This is a genomic window from Microcoleus sp. MON1_C1, assembly GCF_036701945.1.
GTDB lineage: Bacteria > Cyanobacteriota > Cyanobacteriia > Cyanobacteriales > Microcoleaceae > Microcoleus.
Window position 1 is genome coordinate 91,121 of the sequence record NZ_JAUBRO010000004.1, and the last position, 14,391, is coordinate 105,511.

The window sequence follows — 14,391 nt, forward strand, 5'->3', positions numbered from 1 at the left end:
TACTAGAGCTTCGCTGCTAGCTAAGCACCTGTGGCAATCCTACCTCTTGCGGCTGCACAAACTTGCCATTAAAACTAACAGCTTTATCCTCAAAAGTCCTCGCTTCCGCCACCGCTTGCCGCAAATGAGCTCGCTCCATATCGTCCTGAATTCCCCCCACCAAATATACAATTAACTTCGTTGCTAAATCCTTTCCAGAAACTAGCATTCGCTTTTTGTTCGGATCGTACAAAATCCCGTACCAGGCAGACTCAGGATTGTCTATGTGGCTAAATCCTTCATCGACATCGAATCTGCGGAGTTTGTCGAAAATAGATTTCAGGGAAAGTTTCTTTCTAAATACTAGAATTCCCAAAGCATTAGCTAAAGCAATTTGGCCGACAGGACGGAACAAAATATTTCCCTCGCCCCCTGGCTTTTCAAAACTAAATCGGCGCAATTCAGTCGTTTCTTCGCCGCTTTCAATTCTTTGATAGCTGGGTAAAGTGGCTAAATGATCGAACAATTTTTTAAACTCTTCAATTCCCTCTTTTAGTTCTTCATCTTCGGGACGCATGGGAATTAAACCTTTTCGTTCCGGCTTCCAATGAGGGAATTTGTATTCTAAATACCGTTCGGACATATCTTGCAGCGCTTGCAATGTGGTTAAGACTGTTGATTTTGCTGCGACTGTGGCGCTGTCCCAGTTGACGCGGGGGTTTCTGTCATCTTGTTCTTTTAATAAGGGATGGGTGACGGCAATTTTTCGGGCTGCGATCGCAAATCCGTTATCCTCGTTCAATAATGCTAGCTGGCCCTGACTCAGCGTTACCGCCATTAGGTTAACGTGCACAAAGATCGATCGCACGCGCCGTTGTGCTTGCTGTCGCGTTTCCCCCGCTACCGCCGCCGGGATAAACTCAATCCCGATTTTTTCGTGAGCTAATTTATACACTGTTTCGGGGTTGATTTGATACTCTTCTGCTAAATCTTCCAGAGTAATTGCAGCGCCGACAGGTTTTTTATTTTTGTTGTATCTTTGCAGGATTCCGGTTTTAATTAAACTCATTAAACCTTGAACTCCCATCAGCCGATGCTGGCCGTCTAAGGCAAAAATTGAGACTTCTTTAGAAACATTCAAAAGCCCTAAGTTCTCGTTTTTATCAAAGGATGTAAATTCAGTCGCGGATTTGGTTGCTACGCCATTTTTATCCCATTCCTCGGCTAGAGGATTGTCTACCCACGGGGGACTGACGACCACTAAAACTGCGGGGAATTTGTGCGATTTTCGGGCTGCTAAATATTGAGTTAGAGCGGCTTGGCGCGACCAATCTAAGGGACGCTGGATAATTTCGTCAATGGTTTCGTCGTCGCGGACGATGTTGTTGGTTTGGAGGTCGAATTTTTGGCGGAAAAGCGGCATCTGGGAGGCGAAACGGACGCGAGAGTCTAACCATTCTAGGGTGACTGAACCGATGTATGCTTCGCTGTTTCCCATCTGGGTTTTTTGTACGAAAATGCGATCGTCCTTTCCTAAATAATTATCTAATAAAAGTGCGATTTCCTGTCTGTCGCTATTTTCTTTTTCTAAAATTTTGCTAGCGAGGTCATCCGCTGGATTGCTATTCATCGGCGGTTTTTAGATAATTAGGCTATTTTTTCAAAAAATATCATATATTAAAGTTTATGTCAACACTTGTTTTTAAAAAAACATTGTGAAATACTTAAGTTATGCCCTACTAGCCCACCTGGCTACCATAAACATTGCAAAAAATCAATAGCTATTAATGCTTAATTCCCATGCCCCATGCCCCATGCCCCATGCCCCATTCCCCATGCCCCATTCCCAATGCCCCATTCTAAAATATGTCTACTCCTTCCTTTGAATACATTTTGCCGGTCATCCGGGGAATTCAAGCGGGCCGCGAATATTACGTGTCGATGTGTCCGGTGCGTTTTTTGCCGAAATTGTTTGCCTTTGAATCTGAAGATTTGCCGCCGTCTATGCGGGCGAAACGCGCGCTTAACAAAGCTAGGATTCCTGAAATAGCTGATTATTTTGTCAAGAACCCTACAAATTATACTTGTGGGGCAATTGCTGCTTCGATTGATGCGGATATTACTTTTGAAGCAGTTGGAAATGAGGCAGAGGAACGGAAAATTGGTCGCTTGCGGGTGCCGATGGATGCTAAGTTTACTATTAATGACGGACAGCATCGCCGGGCGGCTTTTGAGATGGCTTTGAGGGAAAATCCGCAGTTGGGATATGAGACGGTGGCGCTGATTTTGTTTCTCGATATTGGGTTGGAAAAATCGCAGCAGATGTTTGCTGATTTGAATAATTTTCAAGTTCCTTTGGAGGCGTCGCTAAGTGTACTTTACAACCACCGGGACGATCGCGCTTTTGTGGTGAAGGCTGTTGTTAAGCAGGTTGAGGTTTTCCGGTGTTTGACTGAGATGGAGAGGGGGAGTTTGAACGGGCGATCGCACAAATTGTTTACGCTGAGTGCGATCGATCGTGCTATCATGGCTTTGCTGTCTAATATTCACGGCAGCGAACAGGCAAAACCCTCTGGTTCTCGCACCAAAAAAGAACAGAAAGAGGAAGAACTTGCTCAAAAAATACAACTGGCGGTTAGTTATTGGAATGCGGTTTGCAGTTTTATTCCAGATTGGCAATTAGTTCTGCACAAGCAAGTTGCGGCGGGGGAAATGCGCCGGGATTGCGTACACTGTCACAGTGTTGTGCTTGAAAGTTTGGGGGAAGTTGGGGCCGCTTTGCTGTCGGTTTTTCCTGAGAGTTGGGAGGAACATTTGAGCCTTTTGCAGCAGGTTGATTGGTCGATTTATAATCCTGATTGGGAGGGTGGGATTTTGTTGAAAGGGGGGATTTCTAAGTCGAGGGCGAGTGTTAGTTGGATGACTGATTATTTGAAAAAGCGGTTGGGTTTTTCGCTGACAACAGAGCAGGAGCGGTTGAAAAATAAACTGGTTGAAGGCAGCAGATAAACGCAGATGAAAGCGGATAATATTGCTTACCATCTCAGTTGGTTTTTAGCTGATTCAACTGCATCTGCTATAGCACTTGCACCCCAAGATATAGGCAGTGTTGTTTTTCCATTTTTTGTTTTTTTTCTAACTACATTGTTATGCCAAAGACTATTTGTTCTTGACCAATCTAGCTGAGCTAGTAGCAAAATTTTCTGGGAGTTGAAGGAATTACTTTTCTGCTCGCAAGTACAGTAAAGCAATCGTCCTAAAATTTCTAAACCCACACTCACTCCTAAGAGACATTCTTTCTTAAATTTAGTCACTTCCTCTACAGTCAATTTTTCGATACTTGTATCACAAATATGTCGTGTATGATTACATTGTGAGAAAAATACATTGAAGGAAGTAGCCAAGGAATTAAACATTTTTTCAATTTGTTCGGTATCCTCAAAATTTTCAAGTTCATCTTCGGGATTGTCAACAAAAGCGCAACTCACTGCTCTAGCTATGTAATTGGTTGTATATATTAACTTATCTTTTTTCCGAGGAGATTTATCTAATCTATTTGTTTTTCCGCGAAACATTGTCACTTCTTCTATCAATTTGTTAGCAATACCATCCCTACCCGAATATTCACTAAATGAAAGTGACAAAGATTTTTCAATGGGCTTTGCTTGAGCTAAATCGCGAAAATCCAATTGACACTGTTTAAAATCATCCTCTAAAATTAGAGTGATAGGGAAAGATTCGTTTTTCAATAAACTTGCATCTGTTTTCATTAAGTCTCTAATTGCTGTAAGACGGTGCTGCCCATCAGTCAAATCTAATTTCACTATTTGCGGAATGACAACTATGCAAAACCCCATACCCAATTCTTCAACTGTAATCATCTCTGGGGCTACATTTGCTGTAAAACTCCCTAAAATCCACTTTTTATTTTTTTTCAAACGCTTACAAATATATTGTTTAATGTCATCAGCATGACCCTTAATTTCCGGGCGATGCTTACCAGAAGCAGGATTATTGGCACTAGCGGGTTTAGCTTGAAGAAGATTTGGTAAATCTCTAGAAGGTACATTAATTTGCAGCACAGTGCGTTTACCGTACTCAAAAATTAACCCCGGATAGCGCCGCTCGCGTTGGTACTTGGCGAAGTATGGAGCAAGTAACTCATCAATTCGCGGAGATCTATCGGACTGAGGAGGGTTATTGTCAGACATATAAGTTAATTAAATTTGCGTAGAGACACAATTTTACATGACCAACCATATAAATGTAAACTAATCAGGAATACTATTTTGCGGTATGGGCAAACAACCAAAAAAACCATCAGCTTTGATAAAGTCCGAGATTATATCGTAAAATATTAATACTGACAATAGGAGCTTTCAGATATGATACCAAATCAACAGATGTCATTATTCCAAAGTCGCACCGTTACCGAATTAATAGAAGACATAGAATTGCTAACTGAGGAAATCCAAGAGTTATATTGTCTTGACGAAATTCCTTGGGTAATTGGATATAGCGGGGGAAAAGATTCAACGGCAGTATTACAGCTAATTTGGAATGCGATTGCTAAAATTCCACCGGAAAAACGTATAAAGAAAATTGATGTTATCACAACAGACACTCTAGTAGAAAACCCCATCGTATCTGCATGGGTTCGTAAGTCTATTAAGCAAATGAATGTTGCAGCCACAGAACAAGAAATGCCCATAAATACTCATGTTTTACAACCAGAGTGGACAGATACTTTTTGGGTAGGTTTGATTGGCAAAGGATACCCAGCACCCAGAGGTAAGTTTCGCTGGTGTACTGATCGCCTAAAAATTTCTCCATCTAACCGTTTTATTCGTAATATTATCCGAACTAGCGGGGAAACAATACTTGTATTAGGGACTCGTAAAGCTGAAAGCACAAAGCGCGCTCATAGGATGAAAAAAATGGAAGCCCGACGGGTGCGGGAGCGCCTAAGCCCCAATATGAACTTACCGAACTCTCTGGTTTATAGCCCTATTGAAGACTGGCGTGATGATGAAGTTTGGCTTTATCTGATGCAGTGGGACAATCCTTGGGGGTACAGCAACAAAGATTTGTTCGCTATGTACCGGGGTGCTAGTGCTGATAATGAATGTCCCCTAGTTGTCGATACTTCTACGCCTAGCTGTGGTAGTTCTCGTTTTGGGTGCTGGGTGTGTACAATGGTTAGTCAGGATAAATCGCTAACAGCGATGATTCAAAATGATGAAGAAAAAGAGTGGTTGCAACCTCTACTAGATTTCCGTGTGGAATTGGATGTTGAAGATAGTCGCGATCGACGTGACTTTAGGCGACGTAATGGCAATGTTCAACTCTATGAACGCAATTTAGAGGGTGAAAAATCTATTGAGCCTATTCCAGGCCCCTATAGTAAAGAAGCGCGTGATGATTTACTGAGGCGACTTCTTTCTGTTCAAACCGAAATTCGTTCTAAAGCACCAGAAGAAATGCGAGATATCACCTTAATTTCCCCGGAAGAGCTGAGCGAAATCCGGCGTATTTGGCTAGAAGAAAGACACGAATTCGACGACAGTTTGCCCCGGATTTACGAAGAAGTCACGGGCGAACCTTTTGAAGATTCCCGTCCCGCCGCTGAAAGAAAACTCCTCGGTAGCGATGAATGGACTGTGATCGAAGACATTTGCAGCGAGGACAAAATGCACCTCGAATTGATGGCAAAACTCCTTGATACAGAACGCCAATACTACACCAAATCCCGCCGTACAGGCATTTACGGTGATTTGGACAAATGCTTTGAAACCAGTTCGCGATCGGAAAAAGAAGCGATAGGCAACGCCCACTATCAACGCAACTTAAAAACAGCCGTGGAAGCTGTTAAAGCAAATCCGACGGAAAACATTCAGCAATTCAAAGATGCGATCGCCCAAACCAACAGTTCCGCCAAAAACGATACCGTTGATATTGCCAAACTTAAAGAAGAACTCGAAAGCAACAGCAATCAAAGCAGACAGCTATCTTGGGCGGATATTAAATTTTCACCGCCAAATTCAGCAGGGGAAAAACCTAGCGATTAGCACGCGCTAGCCTGCGGTTAAACCCAAACTTGTTGACAGCCACCCCGCCGAGCGATCGGATACAATAGGCTGTCAATTAACCTCATTATTACCCAACCCTCATCGTTTAAATTACAAAATTTTTACGACCATGATTAATCCTAATATTCCCCATCAGGATATTACATACAGCATCATCGGCTGTGCAATGAGAGTACACCGGAGGACGCAAAAAGGTTTAAGAGAAAAACATTACCAAAGAGCCTTTGATGCAGAAATGATAGAAGTCGGTTTAACAACAGAAATGGAGTATCCCAGACAAATTTACGACGGTGAAGTTTGGATGGGAATTCTCTATCTTGACCATTGGGTGAATGAAGGTATTGTAGTAGAGGATAAAGCCGTAAATTATCCAATGACCGATAAAGATAAAGCTCAAATAATAGCTTATGTAGCAGCTACAGGAGCGCAAGTAGGTTTATTTATAAACTTTGGACGCAGCAAATTAGAATATCACCGCATCCTCCCACCAAAATCTGTACAAGGTTGGCAGAAACACATTCAACCATACTTGTGGACGCCGAAAACAAGTGGCAGGGGTTGGACAAGAGGAAGTTCAGGAACCTATGAAGAAACAGATGCGGAACTCCCCTTACCTCCCAGCATTAGACCCCAGAACCAGGAGGAAGATGCAACCGATGTGATTGATTGGTAGCAAGGGGGGGGACGGTTAGCAACGGATTTTGTAACGGATGTAACGGATGATTAGTGGGTGATTACCAAATCGGCTGCTAATCGCCCCCCACCAACCACCCATCCGTTAAATCCGCTGCTAATCGCCCCCCACCAACCACCCATCCGTTAAATCCGCTACCCAATCCCTCGCCAATAACCACCACCAACTAACAACCCATCCGTTAAATCCGCTACAAAATCCGTGGCTAACCGCCCCCCCCACCAACCAACAACATCTACATCTACAATGCAATTCCTCGAACTCGTTCTCAAAAACTTCGGCCCCTATGCAGGCACCCAAACCATCAATCTCCGCCCCGAAAAAGACGGAAATCCCTGCCCAGTTATCCTATTTGGCGGCATGAATGGCGGCGGCAAAACCACCCTCATGGACGCCATTCGCCTCGCCCTCTACGGTGGCCGCGCCCAATGTTCCACCAGAGGCAATTTAAGCTACAGCGACTTTCTCAATCAATGCGTCAACCGCCACACTCCCCCATTAGAAGATACCCGCGTCGAACTAACATTTGAACAAGTCCAAGATGACAAACTAGCTCAATTCAAAATAGTTAGATACTGGAAAAAAGCCGATATCAAAGATAATTTAAGCATTCTCATATACAGCGAAATAGTCAGCGATTGGTGGTCAGACAAAGCAATTACTAACACCTGGGACGAATACATCGAAACCCTTTTGCCCGTCGGAATATCCAACCTATTTTTGTTTGACGGCGAACAAGTAAAAGAACTCGCTGAACTCGAAACACCGCCGGAGTTTGTCGTCGGGGCGATTAAATCTCTTTTAGGTTTAGAATTAGCAGAACGCCTCGCCGTCGATTTAGAAATTTTAGCCGGCCGCAAGCGGAAAGAAATTGCTGGCAAAAAAGACTTGGCTGCTTTAGAGAAAATAGAACAAACTTTTAAGAAAATTAGTGAGGAAATAGACTCAGCGAAGCAAGAACAAGCCAGCTTTAAAAACGAATTAGATAAAGCTCAAAAAAATCAGCAACAAGCATCAGACAAGTTTATTTATGAAGGCGGGAAAATTGCCGCCGATCGCAGTCAGCTAGACAGCAAGCTAAACGACTACAGAAATCAGGCAGACAAAACCCGTCAAGCCATGATGGAATTGGCATCAAATACGCTACCACTAGCCTTAATTTCGCCTTTGCTAACCGAAGCCAAAATTCAAGCAGAAACAGAAGCCAGCCAGCAGCAAGCAAAGATTGCCCAAAATGTTATCAAACAAAGAAGCGATCGCCTCCTCAACTACATCGCGGAAATCTCGTTAAATCCCCAACAGCTAGATAAAATTCAAGACTTCATCCGCCAAGAAAACCAAGAACTAGAACAGCAAGCGGGAACAGACGTTCCGCCCTGGATGAACGCCGACAACAACAGCATCCAGCAACTAGAAAACCTCCTTAGCTACCAAATCAAAGCCCAGCAAATTCTAGGCCGCGACCAAATAGAAGAAATCAAAAGTATCGAAGCAGAAATCGACTTTACAGACAGACAACTCGCAGCCGCAGCTTCCCCCGAAGCATACGAAAAACTAGAAGAAGAAGTCAGGAAAGCCCAAAAAGCAGTCGCTATCGCAGCCGCAGCCTGCGAATCAGCTAACCGCCGCGTTGATGAATTAGAGAGAGAATTAGCCAAAAACCAAAAAGAACTAGAAAGCTACAGCAGCGAATACATCACCATCAGAAATAGCCAACACGTCATCGCCTCCATCGCCAAAGCCCAAGCCACCCTGAAACTCTTTAAAGAAAAACTCACCCTCAAAAAACTCAACAAACTCGAAATAGAAATTACCGACTGTTTCCGCTACCTGTTGCACAAAACCGACCTCGTGCACAGAGTTGCGATCGACACTCAAACATTTAGCCTCTCCATTTACGATCCAGAAGGCAAACCGGTACCCAAACACCGACTTTCAGCCGGAGAAAAACAATTGCTGGCGATCGCCTTTTTGTGGGGATTGGCTAGAGTATCCGGGAGACAATTGCCAGTGGCGATCGACACTCCCTTGGGCCGCCTCGACTCCTCCCACAGAAACAACCTAGTCGAACGCTATTTCCCCTCGGCCAGCCACCAAGTCATCCTGCTTTCTACCGACACGGAAATTAGAAAAGTAGAATACGAAAAACTCCAAGAATTAGAGGCGATCGCCCACAGCTACCTCCTCAAATACGACTCCGCCAAACACCAAACCACCGTCGAAAAAGGTTACTTCTGGGAATAAAAATTCAGGCTAAAAAATAGCCGCAACCCCCTTGACTTTGCTGGGGAGTTGCGGTAGTATATATAGGATAATGGGATGGTGGCGAAAATTTTATTTTTGCCACCATCCCATTATTAAGGATAAATCCTACTACAATCAAAATACCAAAAAAAACGGATTTAATCAAGTCCCGCCGTGTAAAAAAATGTGAATTATTTCCCGTTATCTAGAGGCTTTGCTTCCCCAATATTAACACTTTTTGCAATATACCAAACAATCTCAAACTCATGGAACCACCACTCGATCGCATCCGCCTATCCCAAACAGGCAAAGACCAACTATCAAAACTGAAACGATCGACCAAAATCGATCAGTGGAATATTCTATGCAGGTGGGGATTTTGCCGATCGCTCGCCGAACCCAGCATCCCATCCCCAGTACCAATTCCCAGCGACAGCAACGTCGAATTAAGCTGGGATGTCTTCGGCGGTGACATGGCCGATATCTTGATAATTGCCCTCAAGCAGCGGTGTCACCAAGACAATTTAGGCACAGAAAAAGAAACTCTAGCCAAACAATTTCGCTTGCACTTGCACCGAGGGATTGGTTATTTGGCCGGCGATCCGAATATTAAGAAAATCGAAGACTTGGTGGCGATCGCCCTATCGCCTGAGAAATTAAGAAATTAAACGAACCGCGAAGACGCAAAGGACGCGAAGGAAGAAGGGAAGAGAAGGGATGAGTTCACAATTTACTTCAGTAAAAGCGGGAAAAAATGCCCTACTGGCCCTTGACCTTCTCCAATATCCAAAGCATATTTGAGAGCAGTAGTAACATAATCCTTAGCCAATGTCACCGCTGTAAACAAATCTTTCCCCAAAGCTAAATTAGCCGCGATCGCAGCACTCAAAGTACAACCAGTCCCGTGAGTATTCCCAGTATCAACATTTTCAGTCTTCAACACATCCAACCGCGTACCGTCAAACCAAACATCAATTCCCCGCAAATCCCCCTTCATCCCGCCACCTTTCACCAAAACCGCCTTCGCCCCCAAACTGTGAATTCTCTCCGCAGCCGATCGCATATCATCCACAGAATCAATCTGCAAACCGCTCAAAATTTGAGCTTCAAAGCGATTCGGAGTCACGACAGCAGCCATGGGAATCAAAACATCCTGCAAAAATGCGATCGCCCCGTCATCAATCAATCGATCGCCCGATCGTGAAACCATCACCGGATCGACAACCAAATTCCCTATTCCCAAAGCTTCCACCTGTGAAGCCACCGCCGCCATAATTTCCCGATTCAGCAGCATCCCAGTCTTCACAGCATCCACCCCAATATCCCCAACTACCGCCTCAATTTGAGCCCCCACAGCCTCCGGAGACAAAGCATCCACCCGCGTCACCCCCAAAGTATTTTGAGCCGTCACGCAAGTCAAAGCACTCGTACCGTGCACGCAGTGAAACGCAAAAGTCCGCAAATCCGCCTGAATCCCGGCCCCCCCGCCACTGTCAGATCCAGCCACAGTCAAAGCCACAGGAATTCTCGATTTAACCATCTTTTTCAACCGCAGATAAACACAAACTTTCCCCAGACACATCCCATCATATCTGTGGTACGGGCGTCCCGCCTGTGCTTCCCCGTGGCACGGGCGTCCCGCCTGTGCTTCCCCGTGGTACGGGCCTCCCGCCTGTACTTCCGAAACGGTTAAAATTCCCAAACAAAATTAGCTATGATTAAACCAATTGTAAAGAATTATTGCAAACAACTGTGAAAATCACCCGAATCGACCTCAACTCTTGGATCTTCCACATCTCCGGCCAAACCATCCTCGTCGATCCCTGGCTGGTCGATCCCCTGGTATTTTACGGTCAACCCTGGCTGTTCACCGCCTACCACAACACCCCCGTCGCCTTCACTCCCACCACCTTACCGCCGATCGACCTCATCCTAATTTCCCAAGGATTAGACGACCACTGTCACAAACAAACACTCGAACAGCTCGATCGCACAATTCCCGCGATCGCCTCACCCACCGCCGCCAAAGTCCTCAGCAGTTTAGGCTACACCAATATCACATCTTTAGCAAATTGGCAAGAGTTAAATTTTAAAGAAAAGTTACAAATTACTGCCGTACCCGGAGCCGAAATCGGGCCGGGACAAGAAGAAAACGGCTATTTGCTCAAAGATTTAAGCAACGGCGAGACACTTTATTACGAACCGCACCTGCCACCATTAGAAAAAGTCAAACAGAAAATAGACACAGTAGACGTAGCGATCGCCCCAGTCATCGGTCAAATCTTCCCATTCCTCGGACAAGTCATCATCGGCCCTTCGGAAGCCCTCAGCCTAGCGCAAACACTGAAACCTCGGTTTTTCCTGCCTACAGCGGCGGGAGACATCCGAGCCACAGGCATTTTACCAATGTTAGTGCGATCGGTTGGCAGCATTCCCGAATTTCGCGATTTGCTAGCAAAATCGGGACTTTCCACCCAACTCCTCGAACCCCAACCAGGCCAAACCCTAGAAATTTGAGATTTTAGATTTTAGATTTTAGATTTAATCCGCCATCCAAAATCCAAAATCCCCAATTATCTCGGCGGGCGACGGTTACGCAAAAACTCAGGAATATCCAATCCCAAATCCTGCGGCGGTTTCGCTTTCGGATCGGGCGTCTGTTGAGCAGGAGTCGTCGGCACAGTTGCAGCCCGCCAAGGAGCATTAACATTTTGCGTCCGCCCCGGAGCCGGAGGCGACGGAACTTCCCCCGAAAAACCAGTAGCGATCACAGTAATCTTAATTTCGCCCTGAAGCCGCTCGTCAATCACCGCTCCAAAAATAATATTGGCATTCGGATCGACAACCTCGTAAATCGTCTCAGCCGCCGCATTCACCTCGTGCAGCGTCATGTCAGTACCGCCAGTGATGTTAAACACCACACCTCTAGCGCCCTCAATAGAGGAAGCTTCCAGCAGAGGCGAAGAAATAGCCTGCATCGCAGCCTCCCTAGCCCGCGACTTCCCAGAACCCACGCCGATGCCCATCAAAGCCGAACCCGCATCAGCCATTACTGCCCGCACGTCAGCAAAGTCAACATTCACCAAACCGGGAATAGTAATAATGTCAGAAATACCCTGAACCCCTTGGCGCAGGATATCGTCAGCAACTCGAAAAGCCTCTTGTACCGGCATTTGTTCGGAAATCACAGACAGCAGCTTGTCGTTAGGAATTACGATCAGCGTATCCACCCGGGTTTGCAAAGCCGCAATCCCTTCCTCAGCTTGGCTGGTGCGCCGCCGTCCCTCAAACGTAAAAGGCCGCGTCACTATGCCCACAGTCAAGGCGCCCATTTCCTTAGCCACCTCAGCCACGATCGGAGCCGCGCCCGTGCCCGTACCGCCGCCCATGCCGGCGGTGATAAATACCAAATCCGCGTGATTCAAAGCATTAGCAACCTCGTCGCGAGATTCCTCCGCAGCCTTTTGACCGATCGCCGGATTGCCCCCCGCCCCCAAACCGCGCGTCAACTTCTGTCCGACTTGCAAGCGTTTCGGAGCATTTGAGAGAACCAGAGCTTGGGAATCCGTATTCACGCACCAAAACTCGACACCAGAAACCTCGCTGGCAATCATCCGGTTAACGGCGTTGCCCCCACCACCGCCGACGCCAATTACTTTGATTTTGGCAGCGCTGCTGGGCATTATGTCTTTGGGATTGACCATAGGATCGATATCAATACTATCTACATTTACATAACCAGACTTGCGTCTAAAGGGATTGGCGGAATCTGCAGCCACCGGAAAATTTTTTACTTCTTCCGAAGGGGGACTGTCTTGGTCAGACCCCTGTCTATTATTAAGCTTCATTAGAGTCGGGGATAGTAGATTACAGCTTGTTAACTAAACGCCAATTCACAATCAACTATAGGCTAAGTTGCGCGAAAAACTAACACTGGTCGATGCTTAATGTTAGCAATCTCGGATTTGGCCGACCTCGCTAGCCCAGACCTCGCTTGACGCCATCCAGGTACTTGACCGGATTAAGGCAGTTGTAAGCAAGGCAGAAGGAAAAAAAATGGATACTAGCCCCAGATGCGGGGCGCTATCCAAAAACTGTGCTGATTGCAAGCCCTGCCTATCGATCGATACCTTCTACCTTCTGTTGGCAGAGAATCAATTCTGGGCGCGGGTGGGTGCGGGGGTGGAACTCTCCAAACTGGGGGGGAGTTCTGGCAAATGGACGATCGGCGAAGCAGGATTTTTCAAGTCAATGTAGGCTATTTTGCTTGAATCTATCTGTTTTGGCAATTGTCGCATTCGGTCTAAAACCTTAAGTTGCTCCGCAGTCTTGGAACTGTACGGCCCTAAGTGTACGGTACCGATCTCTGTTTTCAAGATCAAGTTGTTCGGGTTTTGCCAATTAATCTCAAACACTTTCACCGTCAAGCCGCTGAGTCCTTGGTAAAACTTCGGCCAATAGGCGCGATACTGTTCCAAAGGCCCGATGACTTTTAAAGTGGGCAAAGAACGCTGAGGCTGCGTTCCCGGAATGCTGCCGGGCCCGATCGAACTATTCTGCGATCGTACAGCAGTATAACTATCCGACGGCATCCAACCTCCGCGAGCGTCCAGCCACCCCACTTTTTCCTTCTCACTGTTCGATTTCAACACCGCAGTCGGCTGCGCCACCGCCACCGGCAGGCGTTCTGCCACTTCTACAGTCAAACTCGGCGGAAACAAGTTGCGAGTCACCTTCGCTTTGGCGATCGGCCCCGTGGACTCCAGCTTTTCGGCCAGGGCCTGCGGTTGAATCCCCCACAGCGACTGCGGGTAAGACAGCGGCACCAAAGACCGCACCGCCTTATCCGACAGCCACTGATTGCCCTCCACCTTCACTTGTTCCGATCGGGCAATTAACCAAGCCGGCTGAGCAATCCACCACAGCAAACCTCCAGCCATTGCGCTCGCTGCCAGCATTTGCCACACAACAGCCGCCAATCGAGCACGCCTCTGCTGCCGCAACTTTTGGCGCCTGCGCCCTAACTCTGTTTGAGAAACCGCTCCAAAACTAGCCATCTACGTCTTGACAATATAGTAATTAAGGATTAGCACAAATTCAAAACTGTTTAATCTTTCTCTTGAACCCTGTTTTCCCCTACCATTTAACCAGATCTCCGCAAATTTACCCAGACTCCTGCCAATATCAGTAATATCACTGATGCCCCTAAGTAATAAAAAATTATTAATTAAAAATTCCCAATTCCAGCGCCGGAAAAACCCCTTACCAGAGCAAGGTTCTTTGGGTATTTAGGGCATTACCCCACAGGGCAAAAGGTTACAAATCAAACTAAACTCAACTAAAGAAAGTTTAGACTTTCGATTAACTTTTTTAACTTTTATTCGG

Annotated in this window: 11 protein-coding genes; 6 read left to right on the top strand and 5 right to left on the bottom strand. The window is 46.0% G+C overall.

The window, feature by feature from the left end; translation table 11 throughout:
- Positions 1-16: 16 nt before the first annotated feature.
- Positions 17-1,609, bottom strand: a complete 1,593-nt coding sequence (locus QUA62_RS03560) for a DGQHR domain-containing protein (RefSeq protein WP_333402392.1) — start codon at positions 1,607-1,609, stop codon at positions 17-19.
- Between the two features lie 236 nt (positions 1,610-1,845).
- Here QUA62_RS03560 and dndB point away from each other — a divergent pair, with 236 nt between their 5' ends.
- On the top strand, positions 1,846-2,988 hold the full coding sequence (gene dndB, locus QUA62_RS03565) for a DNA sulfur modification protein DndB (protein ID WP_333402394.1): 1,143 nt from the start codon (positions 1,846-1,848) through the stop codon (positions 2,986-2,988).
- 26 nt (positions 2,989-3,014) lie between these two features.
- Here the strand turns inward: dndB and QUA62_RS03570 are convergent, their stop codons facing one another.
- On the bottom strand, positions 3,015-4,190 hold the full coding sequence (locus tag QUA62_RS03570) for a DNA sulfur modification protein DndB (RefSeq protein ID WP_333402396.1): 1,176 nt from the start codon (positions 4,188-4,190) through the stop codon (positions 3,015-3,017).
- Between the two features lie 174 nt (positions 4,191-4,364).
- On the opposite strand from QUA62_RS03570, the gene dndC reads away from it, so the two are divergent.
- The 4 genes from dndC to dndE all read left to right on the top strand — a co-directional run bounded on the left by dndC (position 4,365) and on the right by dndE (position 9,674).
- A complete protein-coding gene (gene dndC, locus QUA62_RS03575) occupies positions 4,365-6,047 on the top strand; it encodes a DNA phosphorothioation system sulfurtransferase DndC (protein ID WP_333402398.1) in 1,683 nt (560 codons plus the stop codon).
- Positions 6,048-6,177: 130 nt separating this feature from the next.
- A complete protein-coding gene (locus QUA62_RS03580) occupies positions 6,178-6,741 on the top strand; it encodes a GxxExxY protein (RefSeq protein ID WP_333402400.1) in 564 nt (187 codons plus the stop codon).
- 267 nt (positions 6,742-7,008) lie between these two features.
- Complete coding sequence (gene dndD / locus QUA62_RS03585) at positions 7,009-9,006, top strand: DNA sulfur modification protein DndD (RefSeq protein WP_333402490.1); 1,998 nt, start codon at positions 7,009-7,011, stop codon at positions 9,004-9,006.
- Between the two features lie 266 nt (positions 9,007-9,272).
- On the top strand, positions 9,273-9,674 hold the full coding sequence (gene dndE, locus QUA62_RS03590) for a DNA sulfur modification protein DndE (RefSeq protein ID WP_172191399.1): 402 nt from the start codon (positions 9,273-9,275) through the stop codon (positions 9,672-9,674).
- A gap of 62 nt (positions 9,675-9,736) precedes the next feature.
- On the opposite strand, the gene thiD is transcribed toward dndE, so the two are convergent.
- Positions 9,737-10,546 carry a bifunctional hydroxymethylpyrimidine kinase/phosphomethylpyrimidine kinase gene (thiD, locus tag QUA62_RS03595; protein WP_333402492.1) on the bottom strand — a complete coding sequence of 270 codons (810 nt, stop codon included), beginning with the start codon at positions 10,544-10,546 and terminating at the stop codon, positions 9,737-9,739.
- A gap of 212 nt (positions 10,547-10,758) precedes the next feature.
- Between thiD and QUA62_RS03600 the strand changes: the two genes are divergently transcribed.
- The gene (locus tag QUA62_RS03600; protein ID WP_333402402.1) at positions 10,759-11,523 is read left to right on the top strand and encodes an MBL fold metallo-hydrolase; all 765 of its coding nucleotides are present in this window, start codon (positions 10,759-10,761) and stop codon (positions 11,521-11,523) included.
- A 56-nt stretch (positions 11,524-11,579) separates the two neighbouring features.
- Here the strand turns inward: QUA62_RS03600 and ftsZ are convergent, their stop codons facing one another.
- Complete coding sequence (gene ftsZ, locus QUA62_RS03605; protein WP_333027130.1) at positions 11,580-12,854, bottom strand: cell division protein FtsZ; 1,275 nt, start codon at positions 12,852-12,854, stop codon at positions 11,580-11,582.
- 306 nt (positions 12,855-13,160) lie between these two features.
- Positions 13,161-14,063, bottom strand: a complete 903-nt coding sequence (locus tag QUA62_RS03610) for an FtsQ-type POTRA domain-containing protein (protein WP_190660598.1) — start codon at positions 14,061-14,063, stop codon at positions 13,161-13,163.
- Between the last annotated feature and the right edge of the window lie 328 nt (positions 14,064-14,391).